This window comes from Allobosea psychrotolerans (assembly GCF_002917105.1).
Lineage (GTDB): Bacteria > Pseudomonadota > Alphaproteobacteria > Rhizobiales > Beijerinckiaceae > Allobosea > Allobosea psychrotolerans.
This window is the reverse complement of the sequence record NZ_PQFZ01000001.1, coordinates 104,523-122,229: the sequence shown is the minus strand read 5'-3', so window position 1 is coordinate 122,229 and position 17,707 is coordinate 104,523. Positions and strand designations below refer to the sequence as shown.

Here is a 17,707-nt window from a genome sequence, read left to right as displayed (position 1 = left end):
AAAAGCGCTATGATCTTCGGCACTTGGCGCTGCTGATACGCTCTCTCCATGCCATGCTTTGCTGTCGTGCGCTTGTTCCCCCATGGACAGCTTGGACGCGCGAGCTCAAGACTAGGTTAATCTCGCCGCACGACCCGTTCGGCTGCCATTTGGCGAACTCTGCCTGCTACACCGCGCCATGCGCCTCGACGTAAAGCGCATAGAGCGAGTGGCTGCTCGCCATGTAGAGGCGATTGCCCTTGGGGCCGCCGAAGCACAGATTGGCGCAGCGCTCCGGCAAGCGGATGAAGGCGAGCGGCTTCCCGGCGGGGCTGAACACCATGACGCCGTCGAGATCCTCCGGCTTGCCCCTCAACGAGAAGACCTTGCGGCCGCCGGCGTCGGCCGCTTCCGCGTTAAGCGCGCCATTGCTGCCATAGCCGCACCAGAGATTGCCGTCGCGATCGACCCTGAAGCCGTCCAGCGCGCCGAAATCGGCGGCATCGACCACCTTGGTCTTGTTCGCGGCCTTGCCCTGCGCGTCGATGTCGTAGCTCCAGATGCTGCGATTGGGCGTCCCGCGCCATTCGACGACATAGAGCTTCTTCTCGTCGGGCGAGAAGGCGAGGCCATTCGGGTTCAAGAGATCGGTGATCACCGCCGTGAGCTTGCCGTCGGTGCCGATGCGATAGACATTGGTCGTCGCCTGCTCCGGCTTGGCGCGGAAGCCTTCCCATTCGCCGCTGATGCCGAAGAGCGGGTCGGTGAACCAGATCGTATCGTCGGATTTGACGACGATGTCGTTCGGCGCGTTGAGGCGCTTGCCCTCATAGCTGTCGGCCAGAACGGTGATCTTGCCGTTCTTCTCGGTCCGGGTGATCCGGCGCGTCACCGAATGCTCGCAGGTGACGAGGCGGCCCTGGCGGTCGCGGGCATTGCCGTTGGCGTAGTTGGCATTCTCGCGGAAGACGGTGAAGCTGTTCTTCACCTCGTCATATTTCATGATCCGGTTGTTCGGGATGTCGCTCAGCAGCAGGTAGCGTCCCTGCGGAAAATAGACCGGCCCCTCGGCCCAGCGCATGCCGGTCGCCAATTGCTCGATCGAGCTCGAATAGATCCGGTATTTCGCGAAGCTGGGATCGAGGATCTCGACCGCGGGATCCGGGTAGCGCTGGTTCGGCTTGAACGGGAAGGCTTGCGCGAGAGCGGGCCGGGCCAGCGCGGAGCCGGCGACGGCAGCCAGGCCGCCCGCGAGCAGATGACGACGAGATGCTTCAACCATTGTTTCCCCCAGATTTTTTGTCGTTGATGGTCTTGGAACGCGGCAGCCGGTCTTCGCCGGCCTTCCGCCGAATATGGTCCTGGAGCCTGCGCGCCGCCTCAGCAGCGGGCGGCGCGAACGGTCAGGACCAGCTCGGCCGCCATTTGGCGAACTCTGCCTTGGTCTCGGCATCGGCGGGATAAAGCCCGAAGATGCCCTGCCCGGCGCGCACGCGCTCGGCGACGAAATCCTCATAGGCCGTCTGCTCATAGACCTCCGGCGCGATCTCGTTGGCGAGATGGGCGGGGATGACGCAGACGCCCTCGCCGTCGCCGACGATGATGTCGCCGGGATAGACCGCGACGTCGCCGCAGGCGATCGGCGCGTTGATGTCGAGCGCATGGTGGCGGATCAGGTTGGTCGGCGCGCTCGGACGGTTGTGATAGGCGGGGATCGCCATCGCGGCGATCTCCGGCGTATCGCGAAAGCCGCCATCGGTGACGACGCCGGCAACGCCGCGCTGCATCAGGCGCGAAACCAGGATGCCGCCGGCCGAGGCCGCGCGCGGATCCTTGCGGCTGTCGATGACCATGACATGGCCGGGCGGGCAGTCCTCGACCGCGCGCCGCTGCGGATGCTGCGTGCCCTCGAAGGCCGAGAGCAGGTCGAGATCCTCGCGCGCCGGGATATAGCGCAGCGTGAAGGCCTCCCCGACCATCGAGCCGGACTTCTGGCTGAGCGGCCTGACATCCTGAATGAAGACGTTGCGGAAGCCGCGCTTGAACAGGGCCGTGGTGAGCGTGGCGGTCGAGACGCGCTTCAGCTTGGTGCGGTTTTCGGGAGTGAGGGTCGTCATGATCTTGAGCGGGGCTCCAGCGAAGGGTCGAGCATTTCGTCAGCTTGAGACGGATGGCGTGGCGGTCGAGAACCGGAGCGGAGCGTACTCGAGTACGTGAGCACCGGAAGCGCAGACCGCCACGTCGGGCGGCCGCGCTGGCGGAATGATCGGCCCTTCGATCATTCGATCTTCACATTCGCCTTCTGCGCCACCTCGCCCCAGCGCTTGGTCTCGGCGGCGATATGGGCGGCGAATTGTTCTTGCGTCGAACCGACGGGATCGACGCCGAGCTTCTTCAATTGCTCGATCGTGCCGGGCTCGCGCATGATCGCCTGCACCTCGGTGGAGAGCCTGGCGACGATCTCCTTGGGCACGCCCGACGGCGCGAAGAAGCCGTGCCAGGAGGTCGCGGCATAGCCCGGGATGAACTCGGCCAGCGCCGGCAGGTCCGGGGCGACGCCCAGCCGCTCCGGCGTCGCGGTGGCGAGCGCGCGGATCTTGCCGGCCTCGACATGCGGCCAGGCGATGGTGATGTTGTCGAAGGAGACCTGGATCTGGCCCGAGAGCAGATCCTGCGTCACCTGCCCGCTGGAGCGATAAGGCACATGGGCCATGTCGGTTCCGGTCGCGACCTTGAACAACTCTGCGGCCATATGCGTCGAGGTGCCGGCACCCGACGAGCCGAACGAGTATTTGCCGGGATTGGCCTTCAACAGCGCGATCAGCTCCGGCACCGTCTTGGCCGGCAGGTCGATATTGACCATCAGGATGTTCGGCACGCTCGCCACCTGCGAGATCGGCGCGAAATCCTTGACGTGGTCATAGGGCATCTTGGCGTAGACGCCGGGATTGATCGCATGGGTCGAGACCGTGCCCATGGTCAGCGTGTAGCCATCGGGCGTCGAGCGGGCGACGGCGGCGACGCCGGTATTGCCGCCGGCTCCGGCCCGGTTCTCGACGATGAAGCGGCCGTTCATCCGGGCGCCCAGCCTTTCGGCGAGCAGACGTCCGAGGATGTCGGTGGTGCCACCCGCGGCGAAGGGCACGACGATCGTCACCACCTTGGAGGGATAATCTCCCTGGGCCATCGCGGCCGGCGCGGCAGCCAGGCAAGCGGCGGCGACCATGGCCCTGCGTGTCAGTCTCATTGTCGGCGATCCTCCCATTGCGTTTTCCAGTCCCGGCTCGTTGCGCCGGTGCGGCCCTTGGCTTGGCCTTAAGGGTGACATAGCACGGCATTCGGGATTTGAAATCTGAAATTTCAGACTTGCCTGCACTTGCGGTTTGTGATGTTTGGTGCCGCCATGGGCTCCTGGCCGGCCTCAACTCCCATCCGGGATTCGTCGGCCGTGAAACCATGTCTTGGAATCGCCATGTCCTGGAATGCAGTGTCGCAATCGATCGCCATCGAGCCCGTCGCTCCGCATCTGCTGCGCTCCCTGCGCGAGCATGTGCATGAGCGCTTGCGTCGTGCGATCGTCGCCGGGCGCTTCCGCAATGGCGAGCGCCTGAACGAGCGCCAGCTCGCCGAGATGCTCGGCGTCAGCACCACCCCGGTGAAGGACGCGATCCGCAAGCTGGAAAGCGAGGGCCTGGTCCGGACGGAACCCCGGCGCGGCGTCTTCGTCGAGTTCTCGGCCCGGCAGGCTCTGGAAATGGCCCTCGGCCGCGCCGCACTCGAAAGCGTCATGGCCCATATCGCAGCCAACCGGCTGCGCGATTCCGACATCGCCGAGATGGCGCGCCTGATCGACGACATGGAGCATGCCACGGCGCATAGCGCGCTCGAGGACCTCGTCACCCTGAACGAGGCGTATCACGGCGCGATCCACCGGATTTCAGGCTGCACCTATCTCGAGCGCCGGCTCGACGGCCAGCGCATGTACGATCACGCCCAGCGCATCGCCCTGCTCTCCGAGCCTGCCGAGCGCGGCCAGGGCTTTGAGGAACACAAATCGATTTTCGAGGCGCTGGCGGGACGCGATCCGGCGCTCGCCGAGACGAGGATGAGACGCCACATCGTGCGCTCGGCGAAAGCCCATGTGCGCCAGGTGTTCGGCGCGGATGCGGAGGGACTGGCCTATGACGAATGACCAAAAACACGAAAGCCAAAAACACGAAAACAAAGTGCGCAAGGCTTTGCGCGGCATCTCCGGCGTGCATGTCACCGCCTGGGGGGCAGATGGCGAGGCCGATTGGGCGGTGACGGCCAAGATCGTCGCGCGCATCGCTGCCGCAGGCATCCACAACATCGTCTCCGCCGGCAACACCGGCGAGTTCTACCCGATGACGACCGACGAGGTCGTGCGCAGCCATGCCGTCGCCGCGCAGGCCGCCAATGGCAAGGCGCTGGTGACCGCCGGCATCGGCCGCTCGCTGCGCGAAGCCGTCTCGACCGGCAGGCTCGCCGCGACCGCGGGCTGCGACGCGGTGATGGTGCATCACCCGCTCGACCCCTTCGCCGCGCCGCAGTCGCAGGCCGACTACATCATCGCCATCGCCGAGGCGCTGACGCTGCCCGTCGTCGCCTATATCCGCTCGGATGCGATCGGCGTGAAGGATCTCGTCCGCGTGGCGACGCATGCCAATGTCGCCGGCGTGAAATTCGCCTCGACCAATGTGATGCTGCTGTCCGAATGCGTCCGCGCCACGGAAGGCAGCAGCGCCAACTGGATCTGCGGCCTGGCCGAAGGTTGGGCCGCGCCCTTCTACGCGCTGGGCGCCCGCGGCTTCACCTCGGGGCTGGTCAATGTCGCGCCCGAACGCTCGCTCGCGATCTGGCAGGCGCTGGAGGCGGGCGACTTCGCCAAGGCGCGTGCGCAGGTCAGCGAGATCGCCGGCTTCGAGACGATGCGGACGAAATACGGTAACGGCGCCAATGTCACGGTGGTGAAGGAGGCGCTCGGCCTGCTCGGCACTCCTGTCGGCCCGGTGCGCCTGCCTGGCCTGCCCGAACTGAACGAGGCCGAGCGCGCGGAACTGCGCCGCATCGTCTCCGGCTGGAGCCCGGCCCGCGTAGCGGCGGAGTAATACCGTTGTCATTCCGGGGCTGCCCATAGGGCCGAACCCGGAATGACAACGCATCATCAAGAAACCATCCGAGGACACGCCGCCATGACCCATCCCCGCAAGACGCCCGACACCCTGCGCAGCAAGCGCTGGTTCGGCGCCAGCGACCTGCGCTCCTTCGGCCATCGCTCGCGGGCGCTGCAGATGGGCTTCGGCCATGACGAGTTCATGGGCAAGCCGGTCATCGGCATCCTCAACACCTGGTCCGAGATCAACCCCTGCCACACCCATCTGCGCGACCGCGCCGAGGCGGTGAAGCGCGCCGTTTGGGCCGCGGGCGGCTTTCCCGTCGAGATCCCGGTGATGTCGGTCTCGGAGCAGTACCAAAAGCCGACGACGATGCTCTATCGCAACTTCCTGGCGATGGAGGCCGAGGAATCGATCCGTTCCCATCCGCTGGATGGCGCGGTGCTGCTGGGCGGCTGCGACAAATCCACCCCGGCCCTGATCATGGGCGCCTGCAGCGCCGGCCTGCCCTTCATCTTCGTCCCGGCCGGCCCAATGCTGCGCGGCAACTGGGCCGGCAAGGTGCTGGGCTCCGGCGCCGATGTCTGGAAATACTGGGCCGAGAAGGAAGCCGGCAACATCACCGACGATCAATGGCGCGACATGGAGAGCGGCATCGCCCGCTCCTATGGCACCTGCATGGTGATGGGCACTGCCGCTACCATGATGAGCCATGCCGAGGTGCTGGGCCTGACGCTGCCCGGCGCATCAGCCATCCCCGCAGCAGATGCGGCCCATCCCCGCATGGCCGCGGCGGCGGGCAAGCGCATCGTCGAGATGGTCTGGGAGGATCTGACGCCTGACCGGATTCTGACGCGGAAAAGCTTCGAGAACGCGCTGACGGTGCATATGGCGGTGGCGGGCTCGACCAACGCCATCATCCATCTGATCGCCATGGCCGGACGCGCCGGCGTGTCGCTGACGCCGGATGATTTCGACGCCTTCTCACGGACGGTGCCGGTGATCGCCAACTTACGCCCCTCCGGCGAGTTCCTGATGGAGGACTTCTTCTATGCCGGCGGGCTGCCGGCCCTGCTCAAGCAGCTCGAGAGCAAGCTCCACACCGACGCGATGACGGTAACCGGCAAGCCGATCTCGGAGACGATCGCGCTGGCCAAGATCTATGACGACAACGTCATCCGCCCGCTCGACCGCGCCGTCTCGACCGCCAATGGGCTGGCCGTGCTCAAGGGCAACCTCGCTCCCGATGGCTGCGTCATCAAGCCTTCCGCCGCCGAGCCGCGCCTGCTCAAGCATTCAGGTCCGGCGCTGGTCTTCGAAGACTATGATGCGATGATGAAGGCGGTGAACGACGAGAGCCTCGACGTCACCGCCGACCATGTCATGGTGCTGAAGAATTGCGGCCCCGTCGGCGGTCCCGGCATGCCGGAATGGGGCATGATGCCGATCCCGCGCAAGCTGCTGAAGCAGGGCGTGCGCGACATGCTGCGCATTTCGGACGCCCGCATGTCCGGCACCAGCTACGGCGCCTGCGTGCTTCATGTCGCGCCCGAAGCCTATATCAAGGGACCGCTCGCGGCGGTCAGGACCGGCGACATCATCAGCGTCGATGTCGAGGCGCGCAGCATCAATGTCAATCTGAGCGACACAGAGATCGCTGCCCGCCTCGCGATCTGGTCGCCGCCGAACCGCGACTACCCGCGCGGCTACGGCAAGATGTCCGCCGCCCATATCCGCCAGGCCGACAAGGGCTGCGATTTCGACTATCTCGAAGGCACGGCGAAGATCCCTGAGCCGGAGATTCACTAGGCGCCGATGACACAAACCATCCAGCGTGTCGCCATCGTCGGCGCCGGCATGATCGGCGCGAGCTGGGCGGCGCTTGCCACCGCCCACGGCCTCGACGTTTCCGCCTATGATCCGGCGCCGGAAGCCGAGGTAAAGTTTCGCGCTCATGTCGAACGCGCTCGCGCGCAGCTCGCCGAACTCGGCCTGATCGGCACCGGCAACATCGCCTTTTCCGCCGATCTCGCAGCGACCTTGTCCGGTGTGCAATTCGTGCAGGAGAACGGTCCCGAGAACGAGGCCGTGAAGCGCGAGCTGCTCGCCCGCATCGATGCCGGCAGCCCGCCGGATGCGATCATCGCCAGCTCGACCTCGGCGCTGGTCCGCAGCGCCATCGTCGCCGATTGCGCCAACCCCGCCCGTATCATCGTCGCCCACCCGTTCAACCCGCCGCATCTCGTGCCGCTGGTCGAGATCGTCGGCGAAGACGAGGCTGTCGTTGCGCGCGCCGCCGCCTTCTATCGCGAGCTTGGCCGCCGGCCGGTAATCCTGAACCGCGAAATGCCCGGCCATATCGCCAACCGGCTGGCCTCGGCGCTCTACCGGGAGGCGGTGCATCTGGTCGAGCAGGGCGTCGCCAGCGTCTCCGAAATCGACGCGGCTTTGTGCAATGGTCCCGGCCTACGCTGGGCTCTGATGGGGCCGCATATGACCTATCATCTCGGCGGCGGCGAAGGCGGCATCGCTGGCTACCTCGCCCATCTCGGCCCAAGCCAGGTGCGGCGCTGGCAGGCGCTGGGCAATCCCGGCCTGGGCGAGGAGGTCCAGCGCGCGATCATCGCCGGCGTCGCGGAAGAAGCCGCCGGCCGTTCGATCGCTGAACTGGAGATGCGCCGCGACGAGGGCCTGCTCGCCTTGTTGAAATCACGCAAACTCGTCAGCGAGTAGCTCGCTTCGCCTGTGATCAGGCGAAGACGCGCGGCCGCAATCCTGCGTGGAACCAGGTGATCATCGAGTAGATGTCGTAGACCGGCAATCCGGTGGCCGCCTGCACCGCCGCGGCATAGGGCGGCATATTGGTGCATTCCAGCACAATGGCGCCGACATCCGGGTTCTTCGCGATGAGGTCGAGCGCGGCTTCGACCACATCCTGCTCGGCGAGGTCGATATCCATGTCGTCCTTCTCGGCCTTGATCAGGACGCGGAAGAACTCCTGGCCGTTCTCGGTGCCCGCAACCGGCACGTCGAGCGGCACGCCCGCCCCTTCGAGATGGGCCGGGCTCAGCGTCCTGGCCGAAACCGTGACCAGCCCGACGCGCTTGGCCGGCGGCAGCGTCGCCTGCACCCAGGGCACCTGCATCAGCGACGAGGTCGCGACGGGAACGCCGACGGCGGCCGCGATTTCGCGCTGGAACAGCGAGAGGAAGCCGCAATTGGTCGTGATCGCCTCCGCACCGAGGCGGACGAGATCCCGGGCTGCATCGATGAAAGCCGGCAGCAGGCCGGCAGCGCCCTGCATCACCACCTTGTCGGGGCTCGCACCCGACACGACGCGATACAGCACCGGGAACGGCCAGGTCGCACCATTGCCCATATCGCCGAGGATGCGAGGGAAGCGCGCCTCCAGCATAAGGATGCCGAGCGGCGCGCCATAGATCGCCTTGCCGCCGCGCGCAATGCGGCCTGTTGGCGGCGAAGGGGCTCGTGACGTCATCAGGATATTCCACAAAAGCTGCGCAATGGAGGGCGGCAAAGACGCTACCCGCCCGTGGTGTCAGGTTCTCGCGTAGACATCCTCGATGCGGACGATGTCGTCCTCGCCGGTATAGGAGCCGACCTGGACCTCGATGAGTTCGAGCGCGATCTTGCCGGGGTTGGCGAGGCGATGGGTGCAGCCGATCGGCAGGTAGATCGACTCGTTCTCGTGGATATAGGACACCGCACCGTCGAGGGTGACCTCGGCGGTTCCCGAGACCACGACCCAGTGCTCGGCGCGGTGGAAATGTTTCTGCAGGCTGAGCAAACCGCCGGGCTTGACGTTGATGCGCTTGACCTGGAACCGTGCCCCGAGATCGATGCGTTGATACCATCCCCAGGGCCGGTAGATGCGCAGATGCTCGCTCGCCTCGCGCCGGCCGTCGCTCTTCATCTGCTCGACCAGGGCCTTGACGTTGCCGGCCTGTGCCTTGGTCGTGACCAGGACCGCGTCGCGCGTCGTCACGACGACGGCGTCATCGAGCCCGATCACCGTCGTCAGAATGTCCTCGCTGCGCACCAGCGTGCCGCGCGTGTCGAGCGCGACCACCGGCCCTTCCAGCACATTGCCATCCCCGTCCTTGGGCTTGACCTCGTAGATCGAGTCCCAGGCGCCGACATCCGACCAATCGAAGCTCGCCGCGAGCACGCCGGCATGCTTGGTCTTCTCCATCACGGCGTAGTCGATCGAAACCTTCATCGCCCGCGCGAAGCCGGCCGCATCAAGCCGCAGGAAGTCGAGGTCGCGCTTGGCCTCGGCAAGCGCGGCGCGCGCGCCCGCGATCACCTCCGGCGCATAGAGGTCGAGCTCCTCGATCATACCGGCGGCTGCAAAAACGAAATTGCCGCTGTTCCAGAGGAAGCCTTGGTCGACATAGAGCTGGGCCGTCTTCGCATCCGGCTTCTCGACGAAGCGAGTCAGCCGGCTCGCACCGGGCACGTCGAGCGCGCCGCCGGGCTCAAGATAGCCGTAACCGGTCGCGGGCTTCGTCGGCACGATGCCGAAGGTCATGATCAGGCCCGAGGCTGCAAGCCTTGCAGCCTTGGCGCAATCGGCGCGGAAGCCGTCGACATCGGCGACGATATGGTCGGCCGCCAGCGCGACGCAGATCGCATCTCCCGCCCGGCTGCTCGCCAGGAGCGCGCCGACGGCGATGGCGGCAGCGGAATCGCGCCGCTCCGGCTCCAGGACGATGTCGCCTTCGACACCGACCGCCTGCATCTGCTCGGCGACGACGAAGCGGAATTCATGATTGGTGACGACGATCGGCTTGTCGAAGGAGGCGTCCTTCACGCGCAGCAGCGTCGCCTGGAAGGTCGACAGACCGTCATCCAGCAGACCGATGAACTGTTTGGGCATCGTATCGCGAGACAAAGGCCACAGCCGCGTCCCGGAACCACCAGCCATGATCAAGGGTATGATGTTCGCTGAAGCCATGATGCTGGTGTCGACCTGAATGAGGATAATCGGCAAGGTTTCACAACGGGAGACGACGGTCATAACAGCCTCCAGCCGCAGCGGAAAGGCCGGCGGACGACAGCAGGAAGCGCCGCGTCGGCGTGGCGTTCAAACCGGGCACGCCAGGCGGCCTGGTTCGCGGCGGGCGTCACCCGTCGTTTGGCCATACCGGATGGAGTTGGCACATTCGGCCCGCCACGATCAGCCAATCTGAGAGAGGCCATCCCGCGAACGGCGCTTCCAGCCGAATTTCGTCCCATTTCGGGTCAGTCCGCAGCGGTATGGCGCTTGCGATTTCACCGCCGAAAGCGTTCCCGGCCGGACACGTGTTCCGATCCGGGTCGCCGAATGCAGCACGGTCCTTCGGGCTCCCGCGCCATGGTGGAGTCGGGCAGGATGGCAAGCGTCGACGATCTGAACTACGCGACCTCGCGAACCGCGAAAGCGCGCGTCAGGCCAGAGCGCAGCTCGCCCTTGCGGCACTGGATCGGCCTGATCACCGCGCTGACCGACGCCGTCGTGGTCATGGCCATCGTCGCCCTCTCCTCGGTCGCGTACCATATGCTGGCTTTCGGCGACTTCGGCAGTCCCCGGATCATGCTGGAGCTGGCGATGATGCTGGCGGCCATCTTCGTCTTCAGCAACCTGCTGCGCGGCCGCTACCAGATCGCCAATTATCTCTCGACCAAGGGGCAGGTTTCGGCGGCCTTCGCAGTCTGGAACATCACCATGATCGCCTTCATCGCGATCACCTTCATGGCCAAGACCATCGATCACTATTCCCGCGGCGTGATCATCGCGACCTATTTCGCCGCCCCCCTCCTGATCGCGCTGGCGCGCTCATCCATCACCCGCAGCATCGCGATGGCGAGCAAGAGCGGGCGCATCACCTCCGAGCGGATTTTCCTGATCGGGCGCGAGCAGGACGTGATGTCGTTCGTCTCCAGGCACCAGCCCTGGAACATGGGCTTCGCCATCGTCGACGTCGCCTTCCTCTGCGACACCGACAATCCCGATGCGCTCGCAGCCGATCTCGGCGCCGCCGTCGCACGCTGCAGGGCGATGCAGCCGGACGGGATCTACATCGCCATGCCCTGGTCGAAGCAGGAAGCGATCGACGCCTGCATCGACGCCTTCATGAACCTGCCGGCCGCGATTCACCTTGCCCCCGAGCGGATCATGGATCGCTTCGACAACCCCCATATCGTTCGCACCGGGACCTTCGCCAGCCTCCGTCTGACGCGGCCGGCCTTGTCCGCTCTCGAGAACACTGCCAAGCGCATTTTCGACATGGTCGGCGCGCTGACGATCCTGCTCCTGACCCTGCCGCTGCTGCTGCTGATCGCCCTCGTCATCCGGCTCGATTCAGCGGGCCCTGTCCTGTTCCTGCAGCGTCGTTACGGCTTCAACCAGCAGACCTTCCGCATCCTGAAGTTCCGCACCATGACCACGACCGATGACGGCGACGTCATCCGCCAGGCGCGGCGCAACGATCCGCGCATCACGCGCGTCGGCCGCGTGCTGCGGCGCTACAATCTCGACGAATTGCCGCAATTGCTGAATGTCGTCGCCGGCCAGATGTCGCTGGTGGGCCCGCGCCCGCACGCGCTGGCGCATGACCACGAGTTCCAGCGCAAGATCGCGCTTTATGCGCGCCGCCATAACGTCAAGCCCGGCATCACCGGCTGGGCGCAGGTCAACGGCCTGCGCGGCGAGACCGATACCGACGAGAAGATGGCCAAGCGCATCGCCTACGACCATTGGTACATCGACAACTGGTCGTTCTGGCTCGATCTCGGCATCCTGCTGCGGACGGTCTTCAGTAAGAAGGCCTTCGCCAATGCCGGCTGATCAGAGCGTCCCGCCGGCTCACAGAACGAGAGGCTGCTAGAGCATTTTCGAGCGAAGTAGACACCGGTTTGCGTGAAGAAAATGCGATAAAACAAAGAGTTATGGCATTCTCGCGATTCGGAGAAACGCGGAAAGGCTCTAGGAACTCTGGGCCCGATCAGGAGCGCTCCTGCACGAGCGCGCGCTTGCGCGCCACGGCGAGATAGGCCAGGGCCAACGCGACCGCGACCGCCGCGCCCGCGACCTTGATCGCGGCGTCGTGAATCCGGCCATGGCGCGTGACCTCGAGATATTGGGCGGCTTCGAGCATGACGATCGCGACCGACATCGCGAGCAGGACCCGGCCGAGACGGCGCGGATAGGCGATCGCGAAGGCCGATGTAATGACGAACCAGCCGAGGAAGCGGCTGATGTCCGGAATCCCGTCGAAGAGATGCGGCCTGGATCCGATCGGCATGACCGAAACCCAGACGAGATAGGCAAGCCCGATCCAGGCGCAAACCAGGGCTGCCGATTTCAAGACGCGCATGAACAACCCCAACACAGCATTCTCGGCCGGCCACGGCCAGATCATCGAATCGACGCCGCCATCAGCCGAGATTACCCGGACCGGCTGACTTATCCGCTAACGACCACAGATCGCGGAAGCAAGATCGCAATCACAGCGCCCCCGCCAATGCCGGCGCGATGATCGGATCGACACAGATCATGGGCTGCGCCGGAACCGCCTCATATTCCGCATGGATCGAGCGGCTGACATAGGATTTGTAGCCGAGCCAGGAGCCCAAGGCACTCTGGCAGCGCCCGCAGGACACGACGGCTTCATCGGCCAGCACGGCGGGGAGGACGATCGAGGGCGAGCCGCACGCTCTGCAGGCGAACTGAGCCGTCCCATCCGTTCCCGTCATCAACTCGTCTCCATTCGGCACAGAACGCGAAGGCGCGCCAGACCAGCAATATCGAGGCCAAGATGAACGGTTGCCGTCAGACCGGAAGAAACCTCTCCGTCGATCCACGCACGCGCCAACTCGCGAAGCGGGCGGCCTTGTGCGAGACTGAGCGCCTGAAGAGGCCGGCCCGGTGGCCGAGACTAGTGGAACGAATTTGACATTTGCGACCCGCCCGATATCGGCCGCGAGGCAAATGTCAAATTCATAAGTTCCACTAGAAAACCAAAGATTTGCTAGTGGTTTTGGTGATTCCGACATTTGCTCCGAGCTCGATATAGATTGGGGAGCAAATGTCGGAATCAAACCACTAGCGGGCTGCTTGGCGTGAACTACCGTCAGATCGAAATCTTCTCGGCCGTCATGAAGGCCGGCACCGTCTCGCGCGCAGCGGAGCTGATCGGGCTGACCCAGCCGGCCGTCAGCCGCGCCATCGCGGAGCTGGAGCGCGCCATCGGCTTCTCGCTGTTCGACCGCGTCCGCAACCGCATCATTCCGACGCCCGAAGGCAAATTATTCTACGCCGATATCGAGCGCTCCTTCCTCGGCATGGACACGCTGCGTGCGGCCGCCGCGCGCATCCGCGACCATGGCTCGGGCCAATTGCGCATCGGCTCGCTCTCGGCATTGGGTTCCTCGCTTGTCCCGCGCGCGGTGAAGCGTTTCCGCGTGGTGCATCCCGATATCCGCGTCACGCTGATGGTGCTGCCCTCCCGCGACGTGCGCGACGGCGTCGCCTCGGGCGAGTTCGACATCGGGCTGGCGGCGGACGAGATCGACGTCACCGGCGTGCTGCATCAATCCTTCGTCACGCCGCGCGTCCTCTGCGCCATGCCACAGGGCCATCCCCTGGCAGCGAGGGACATCATCGGTCCCCATGATCTCGATGGCGTCGATTTCGTCGCCTATGTCCCCGAGGATCGAGCCCGGCAGCGCCTCGACCTGATCTTCACCGAAGCCGGCGTCACCCCCAATATCGTGGTCGAGACGATCTATGCCGCGACCGTCTGCGCGCTGGTGGCCGAGGGCGTCGGCGTCGGCCTCGTCAGCCCCTATGCCATCGCAGGAGCAGATTCGACCCGCCTGGTGCTGCGGCCCTTCGAGCCGGTGGTCCAGAGCAAGAGCCTGTTGATCCTGCCGCTCGACCGCCCTAAGTCCCAGCTCGTGCGCGATTTCATCGACTGCCTGATGGCGGCGCGCTGAAGCGACCGCGCCGGAACCGAACAAGTATAAGTCCCAGGCATCGTCTCATTACCGCGACGCGATTGTCGCCCGGGCAACGGCCACTATCGTCGCAGACGGCCGACATAGGGGAGCATGCCATGCCGTTCTTTTCCAAACGCATCACGATGGCTGTCATGGCGCTCGGCCTCGTCGCAGCTGCGCCGTGTGCGACACAAGCCCAGCAATCCAGCCTCGCAGGCAAGACCATCACCATCGGCATCCATAACCGTGCACCCTGGGGCTATCGCGACAAGAATGGCGATGTGATCGGCTATCATCCCGATCTGGTGCGCGCGGCTCTGGCCCCGCTCGGCGTCAAGGCCATCGAGTTCACGGTGGCCGATTTCGGTGCGCTGATCCCCGGCCTGCTGGCCAACCGCTTCGACATCATCGCGTCAGGCGTCGCCATCACCCCGGCGCGTTGCCAGCAGGTGCTCTTCGGCGAGCCCGATCTCTCGGCCGGCGACGGGCTGCTCGTGCTCAAGGGCAACCCGCTGAACCTGCACAGCTATGAGGATATCGTCAAAAATCCGAAGGTGAAGCTCGGCGGCGGGCGCGGCACGGAGAACGCCAAGAATGCGCTCGCGGCCGGCGTGCCCGAGGACCGTCTCCTGCTCTTCCCGAACAACGAGGCGGTGGTCAGCGCCATGCTGGCCGGCCGCGTCGATGCCGCGACCCTGTCGGCACCCAGCGTGTCGGGATTGATGGAAGCCGGCGGCATGAACGGCATCGAGCGCGCCCTGCCATTCAAGGGCTATGTCCGGCCCGACGGCAGCGAATACATGATGGCGACCGCCGTGGTGTTCGCCCCCAGGGACAAGGAGTTGCAGGCGATCTACAACGCGCAGCTCGCCAAGCTGAAGGCCGACGGCACGGTCAAGGCGCTGATGGACAAGTACAACTTCACCGATGCCGAGGCGCCGCCACGCGCCAGTTCGGCGGAACTCTGCGCCAAGAGCTGACGCCAGGAAAACTGACGCCCAGCCCAGAGCACTGCGCGAAAGACTGGGTACCGGCTTTTCGCAGGAGCGGTGCTCCAACTCTTTGACGAGATCCGCGCATCATCATGACATTCGCCGAGGTTCTCGCCGGCATTTTCGAAGGCTTCCGGGTCACCGCCCTGGTCACCCTGCTGGGCATGCTCTACGCCGTGCCCTTCGCCTTCATCGCCGGCATCGCGCAGTATAGCGCCCGGGGCTGGCCGCATGCCGCCGTCACCGCCCTCATCGAATTCTGGCGCTCCTCGCCGGTCATCATCCTGCTCTACGCCTTCTATTACACGCTGCCGGGCTTCGGCTTGCGGCTGTCGGGCCTCACCGTCGGCGCGATGGTGCTGGGGCTGAACATCGGCGCCTATGGCAGCCAGGCGGTGCGAGCCGCGCTGCAGGCGCTCAACCAGGGACAGGTCGAGGCCGGCTTCTCGCTCGGCCTCAGGCGCTGGCAGATCCTGCTGCTGATCGAACTGCCGCAGGCGCTGCTCGCGATGATGCCGACCTTCATCAACCAGTTCATCCAGCTGGTGAAGGGCACGGCGCTGGTCTCGCTGATCACGCTCAGCGACATGACCTTCCGGGCCAAGGAGATCTCGCAGCTCCATTACGACCCGGTGAAGGTCTATACCGGGCTGCTCGTCGCCTATTTCGTCATCTGCTACCCCGCGACCGTGGTCGGACGCTGGCTGGAGCGCAAGGTCGGCGCCGGACGGAAGCTCGTCCATGATGTTTGACTTCGGCTTCGCCCTGTCGATCATTCCCGTCATAGGCAAAGCGCTGACCACCACGCTCGCAGTGACGCTGCTGAGCTGCATCTTCGCGGCGCTGCTGGGCTTCAGCCTCGAGATCGCCCGCCGCTCGAGCAAGCTGATGCGCTACGCGATGCGCTTCGTCATCGACTTCATCCGCTCGACGCCGGTGCTGGTGCAGCTCTATTTCCTCTACTACGTGCTGCCCGTCTACGGCATCAAGCTGCCGGCTCTGGTCGTCGGCGTCGCCGCATTGAGCATCTATTATTGCGGCTACCTCGCCGAGGTCTTCAAGGCCGGCATCGACGGCATCGCGCGGGGCCAGTTCGAGGCGGCCAAGTCGCTCGGGCTTGGCCGCTTCCAGACCGTCATCCTGGTCATCGCCCCGCAGATGCTGCGCAACATCGCCGCGCCGATGGGCAGCTATTTCATCTCGATCTTCAAATCGACGCCTTATCTCGCGGTCATCGCCGTGCCGGAATCATTCGGCTCGGCGCTCGATATCGCCTCAGACACCTTCCGCTATGGCGAGCCGCTCGCCGTCGTCGGCGCGATCTTCCTCGCCATCGCCGTCAGTTTCTCCTGGCTCATTCACCGCTTCGAGGCGCGTCTCGCCCTCCCCGGCCGGTGACAGCCCCCGATACGCCCCGCCATCCCGATCCGAGGCCCCGCCATGGACACCGAACTTCTCGCGACGCTGACGCAATGGCGTCGGCATCTTCACACGCAGCCGGAGCTCTCCGAGCATGAGCACGGCACCGCCGCCTTCGTGCAGGAGAAGCTGACCGCACTCGGCATTCCCTTCGTGGCGGGTATCGGCGGCGCCGGCATCGTCGCGACGTTGAGTCGGCCGGGCTCGAACCGCTCCGTCGGTCTGCGCGCCGATATCGACGCGCTCCCGATCGCGGAAGAGAACGACCTTCCCTATGCCTCGAGGACGCCCGGCGTGATGCATGCCTGCGGGCATGACGGCCACACCGTCTCCCTGCTCGGGGCAGCCGCCATATTGGCGCGCGATGCGAGCTGGAAAGGCACGGTACAGTTCATCTTCCAGCCGGCGGAGGAAAACGGCGTCGGCGCCAAGGCGATGCTCGCCGACGGCCTGCTCGAGCGCTTCCCGATGGAGCGCGTCTTCACCTTCCATAACTGGCCGGGGCTCGAGGCCGGCACGGTCGCCGTCCATGACGGGCCGGTGATGGCGGCAGGCGGACGCTGGAGCGTCACCCTGCACGGCCTGGCGGGCCATGCCGCGATCCCGCACCAGACGCGTGACCCGATCGTCGCCGCCGGCCACCTCATCGTCGCGCTCCAGACCATCGTGGCGCGCAATGTCGATCCGATCGACGCCGTCGTGCTCTCGATCGGTCAGGTCAGCGGCGGCGTCGTCAGCAACCAGATTCCGCCCAGCGTCTCACTGCTCGGCACCTTGCGGACCTATCGGCCGGAGGTGCGCGAGGCCGTGATCAAGCGGATGAGAAGCATCATCTCGGGCATCGCCGAGGCCTATGACATGCGCACGGATGTCGAGATCCTCTCGACCGGGCGTGCGGCGATCAACACCAGGGCCGAGGGCGATCTCTCCGTCGCCGCCGCCGGGATGGCAGGTCTGGCCGTCCGCCGCGACCTGCGCCCGAGCACGACCGGAGACGACTTCTCCTTCCTGCTCCAGCAGCGCCCCGGCGCCTATGTCTGGATCGGCAACGGCCCGGCCGGGCCCGGCGGCGAATTGCACAACTCGCGCTACGACTTCAACGACGCGATCCTGCCCGCGGCCGTGGGCTGGCTGACGCATGTCGCCAAGCTCGCCCTCACCGAGGCGCCGGGCGCCTGA

General features: G+C 65.6%; 17 protein-coding genes. 10 read left to right on the top strand and 7 right to left on the bottom strand.

Annotated features, from left to right (window positions below; translation table 11 throughout):
* Nucleotides 1-166: 166 nt before the first annotated feature.
* From CYD53_RS00560 to CYD53_RS00550, 3 genes are all read right to left on the bottom strand, one after another.
* Nucleotides 167-1,261, bottom strand: coding sequence for an SMP-30/gluconolactonase/LRE family protein (locus tag CYD53_RS00560; RefSeq protein ID WP_103716209.1), 1,095 nt, complete (start codon nucleotides 1,259-1,261; stop codon nucleotides 167-169).
* Between the two features lie 121 nt (nucleotides 1,262-1,382).
* Nucleotides 1,383-2,096, bottom strand: a complete 714-nt coding sequence (locus CYD53_RS00555; RefSeq protein WP_103716208.1) for a ribonuclease activity regulator RraA — start codon at nucleotides 2,094-2,096, stop codon at nucleotides 1,383-1,385.
* Between the two features lie 161 nt (nucleotides 2,097-2,257).
* A complete protein-coding gene (locus CYD53_RS00550) occupies nucleotides 2,258-3,226 on the bottom strand; it encodes a Bug family tripartite tricarboxylate transporter substrate binding protein (RefSeq protein WP_103716207.1) in 969 nt (322 codons plus the stop codon).
* Between the two features lie 225 nt (nucleotides 3,227-3,451).
* On the opposite strand from CYD53_RS00550, the gene CYD53_RS00545 reads away from it, so the two are divergent.
* The 4 genes from CYD53_RS00545 to CYD53_RS00530 all read left to right on the top strand — a co-directional run bounded on the left by CYD53_RS00545 (nucleotide 3,452) and on the right by CYD53_RS00530 (nucleotide 7,847).
* Entirely contained in the window at nucleotides 3,452-4,171 is a 720-nt protein-coding gene (locus tag CYD53_RS00545) for a GntR family transcriptional regulator (protein ID WP_245928020.1), read from the top strand.
* Nucleotides 4,161-5,108 carry a dihydrodipicolinate synthase family protein gene (locus CYD53_RS00540; RefSeq protein ID WP_103716206.1) on the top strand — a complete coding sequence of 316 codons (948 nt, stop codon included), beginning with the start codon at nucleotides 4,161-4,163 and terminating at the stop codon, nucleotides 5,106-5,108. Before CYD53_RS00545 ends, CYD53_RS00540 begins: the two co-directional genes overlap by 11 nt.
* An 84-nt stretch (nucleotides 5,109-5,192) precedes the next feature.
* Nucleotides 5,193-6,923, top strand: coding sequence for an L-arabinonate dehydratase (gene araD / locus CYD53_RS00535; protein ID WP_103716205.1), 1,731 nt, complete (start codon nucleotides 5,193-5,195; stop codon nucleotides 6,921-6,923).
* Between the two features lie 6 nt (nucleotides 6,924-6,929).
* Entirely contained in the window at nucleotides 6,930-7,847 is a 918-nt protein-coding gene (locus CYD53_RS00530; protein WP_103716204.1) for a 3-hydroxyacyl-CoA dehydrogenase NAD-binding domain-containing protein, read from the top strand.
* 16 nt (nucleotides 7,848-7,863) lie between these two features.
* Here the strand turns inward: CYD53_RS00530 and CYD53_RS00525 are convergent, their stop codons facing one another.
* The gene (locus CYD53_RS00525) at nucleotides 7,864-8,613 is read right to left on the bottom strand and encodes an aspartate/glutamate racemase family protein (protein WP_103716627.1); all 750 of its coding nucleotides are present in this window, start codon (nucleotides 8,611-8,613) and stop codon (nucleotides 7,864-7,866) included.
* 60 nt (nucleotides 8,614-8,673) lie between these two features.
* Nucleotides 8,674-10,092 carry a mannose-1-phosphate guanylyltransferase/mannose-6-phosphate isomerase gene (locus CYD53_RS00520; protein WP_103716626.1) on the bottom strand — a complete coding sequence of 473 codons (1,419 nt, stop codon included), beginning with the start codon at nucleotides 10,090-10,092 and terminating at the stop codon, nucleotides 8,674-8,676.
* Between the two features lie 417 nt (nucleotides 10,093-10,509).
* On the opposite strand from CYD53_RS00520, the gene CYD53_RS00515 reads away from it, so the two are divergent.
* The gene (locus CYD53_RS00515; protein ID WP_181011653.1) at nucleotides 10,510-11,964 is read left to right on the top strand and encodes an undecaprenyl-phosphate glucose phosphotransferase; all 1,455 of its coding nucleotides are present in this window, start codon (nucleotides 10,510-10,512) and stop codon (nucleotides 11,962-11,964) included.
* 157 nt (nucleotides 11,965-12,121) lie between these two features.
* Here the strand turns inward: CYD53_RS00515 and CYD53_RS00510 are convergent, their stop codons facing one another.
* Both CYD53_RS00510 and CYD53_RS00505 read right to left on the bottom strand, forming a co-directional pair.
* Entirely contained in the window at nucleotides 12,122-12,493 is a 372-nt protein-coding gene (locus CYD53_RS00510) for a VanZ family protein (protein ID WP_103716202.1), read from the bottom strand.
* A 130-nt stretch (nucleotides 12,494-12,623) separates the two neighbouring features.
* On the bottom strand, nucleotides 12,624-12,872 hold the full coding sequence (locus tag CYD53_RS00505; RefSeq protein ID WP_103716201.1) for a hypothetical protein: 249 nt from the start codon (nucleotides 12,870-12,872) through the stop codon (nucleotides 12,624-12,626).
* 366 nt (nucleotides 12,873-13,238) lie between these two features.
* Here CYD53_RS00505 and CYD53_RS00500 point away from each other — a divergent pair, with 366 nt between their 5' ends.
* The 5 genes from CYD53_RS00500 to CYD53_RS00480 all read left to right on the top strand — a co-directional run bounded on the left by CYD53_RS00500 (nucleotide 13,239) and on the right by CYD53_RS00480 (nucleotide 17,707).
* Nucleotides 13,239-14,114, top strand: coding sequence for a LysR substrate-binding domain-containing protein (locus tag CYD53_RS00500; protein ID WP_103716200.1), 876 nt, complete (start codon nucleotides 13,239-13,241; stop codon nucleotides 14,112-14,114).
* A gap of 119 nt (nucleotides 14,115-14,233) precedes the next feature.
* A complete protein-coding gene (gene ehuB / locus CYD53_RS00495) occupies nucleotides 14,234-15,097 on the top strand; it encodes an ectoine/hydroxyectoine ABC transporter substrate-binding protein EhuB (RefSeq protein ID WP_103716199.1) in 864 nt (287 codons plus the stop codon).
* 104 nt (nucleotides 15,098-15,201) lie between these two features.
* Nucleotides 15,202-15,861, top strand: coding sequence for an amino acid ABC transporter permease (locus CYD53_RS00490; protein WP_103716198.1), 660 nt, complete (start codon nucleotides 15,202-15,204; stop codon nucleotides 15,859-15,861).
* On the top strand, nucleotides 15,851-16,507 hold the full coding sequence (gene ehuD, locus CYD53_RS00485; protein WP_103716197.1) for an ectoine/hydroxyectoine ABC transporter permease subunit EhuD: 657 nt from the start codon (nucleotides 15,851-15,853) through the stop codon (nucleotides 16,505-16,507). The genes CYD53_RS00490 and ehuD overlap by 11 nt, the downstream gene beginning before the upstream one ends.
* 42 nt (nucleotides 16,508-16,549) lie before the next feature.
* A complete protein-coding gene (locus CYD53_RS00480) occupies nucleotides 16,550-17,707 on the top strand; it encodes an amidohydrolase (protein WP_103716196.1) in 1,158 nt (385 codons plus the stop codon).

Coding starts and splice junctions, on each gene's coding strand:
- CYD53_RS00560 (WP_103716209.1), bottom strand. CDS start 1,261: ATGGTTGAAGCATCTCGTCGTCATCTGCTCGCGGGCGGCCTGGCTGCC.
- CYD53_RS00555 (WP_103716208.1), bottom strand. CDS start 2,096: ATGACGACCCTCACTCCCGAAAACCGCACCAAGCTGAAGCGCGTCTCG.
- CYD53_RS00550 (WP_103716207.1), bottom strand. CDS start 3,226: ATGAGACTGACACGCAGGGCCATGGTCGCCGCCGCTTGCCTGGCTGCC.
- CYD53_RS00545 (WP_245928020.1), top strand. CDS start 3,452: ATGTCCTGGAATGCAGTGTCGCAATCGATCGCCATCGAGCCCGTCGCT.
- CYD53_RS00540 (WP_103716206.1), top strand. CDS start 4,161: ATGACGAATGACCAAAAACACGAAAGCCAAAAACACGAAAACAAAGTG.
- araD (WP_103716205.1), top strand. CDS start 5,193: ATGACCCATCCCCGCAAGACGCCCGACACCCTGCGCAGCAAGCGCTGG.
- CYD53_RS00530 (WP_103716204.1), top strand. CDS start 6,930: ATGACACAAACCATCCAGCGTGTCGCCATCGTCGGCGCCGGCATGATC.
- CYD53_RS00525 (WP_103716627.1), bottom strand. CDS start 8,613: ATGACGTCACGAGCCCCTTCGCCGCCAACAGGCCGCATTGCGCGCGGC.
- CYD53_RS00520 (WP_103716626.1), bottom strand. CDS start 10,092: ATGGCTTCAGCGAACATCATACCCTTGATCATGGCTGGTGGTTCCGGG.
- CYD53_RS00515 (WP_181011653.1), top strand. CDS start 10,510: ATGGCAAGCGTCGACGATCTGAACTACGCGACCTCGCGAACCGCGAAA.
- CYD53_RS00510 (WP_103716202.1), bottom strand. CDS start 12,493: ATGCGCGTCTTGAAATCGGCAGCCCTGGTTTGCGCCTGGATCGGGCTT.
- CYD53_RS00505 (WP_103716201.1), bottom strand. CDS start 12,872: ATGACGGGAACGGATGGGACGGCTCAGTTCGCCTGCAGAGCGTGCGGC.
- ehuB (WP_103716199.1), top strand. CDS start 14,234: ATGCCGTTCTTTTCCAAACGCATCACGATGGCTGTCATGGCGCTCGGC.
- CYD53_RS00490 (WP_103716198.1), top strand. CDS start 15,202: ATGACATTCGCCGAGGTTCTCGCCGGCATTTTCGAAGGCTTCCGGGTC.
- ehuD (WP_103716197.1), top strand. CDS start 15,851: ATGATGTTTGACTTCGGCTTCGCCCTGTCGATCATTCCCGTCATAGGC.
- CYD53_RS00480 (WP_103716196.1), top strand. CDS start 16,550: ATGGACACCGAACTTCTCGCGACGCTGACGCAATGGCGTCGGCATCTT.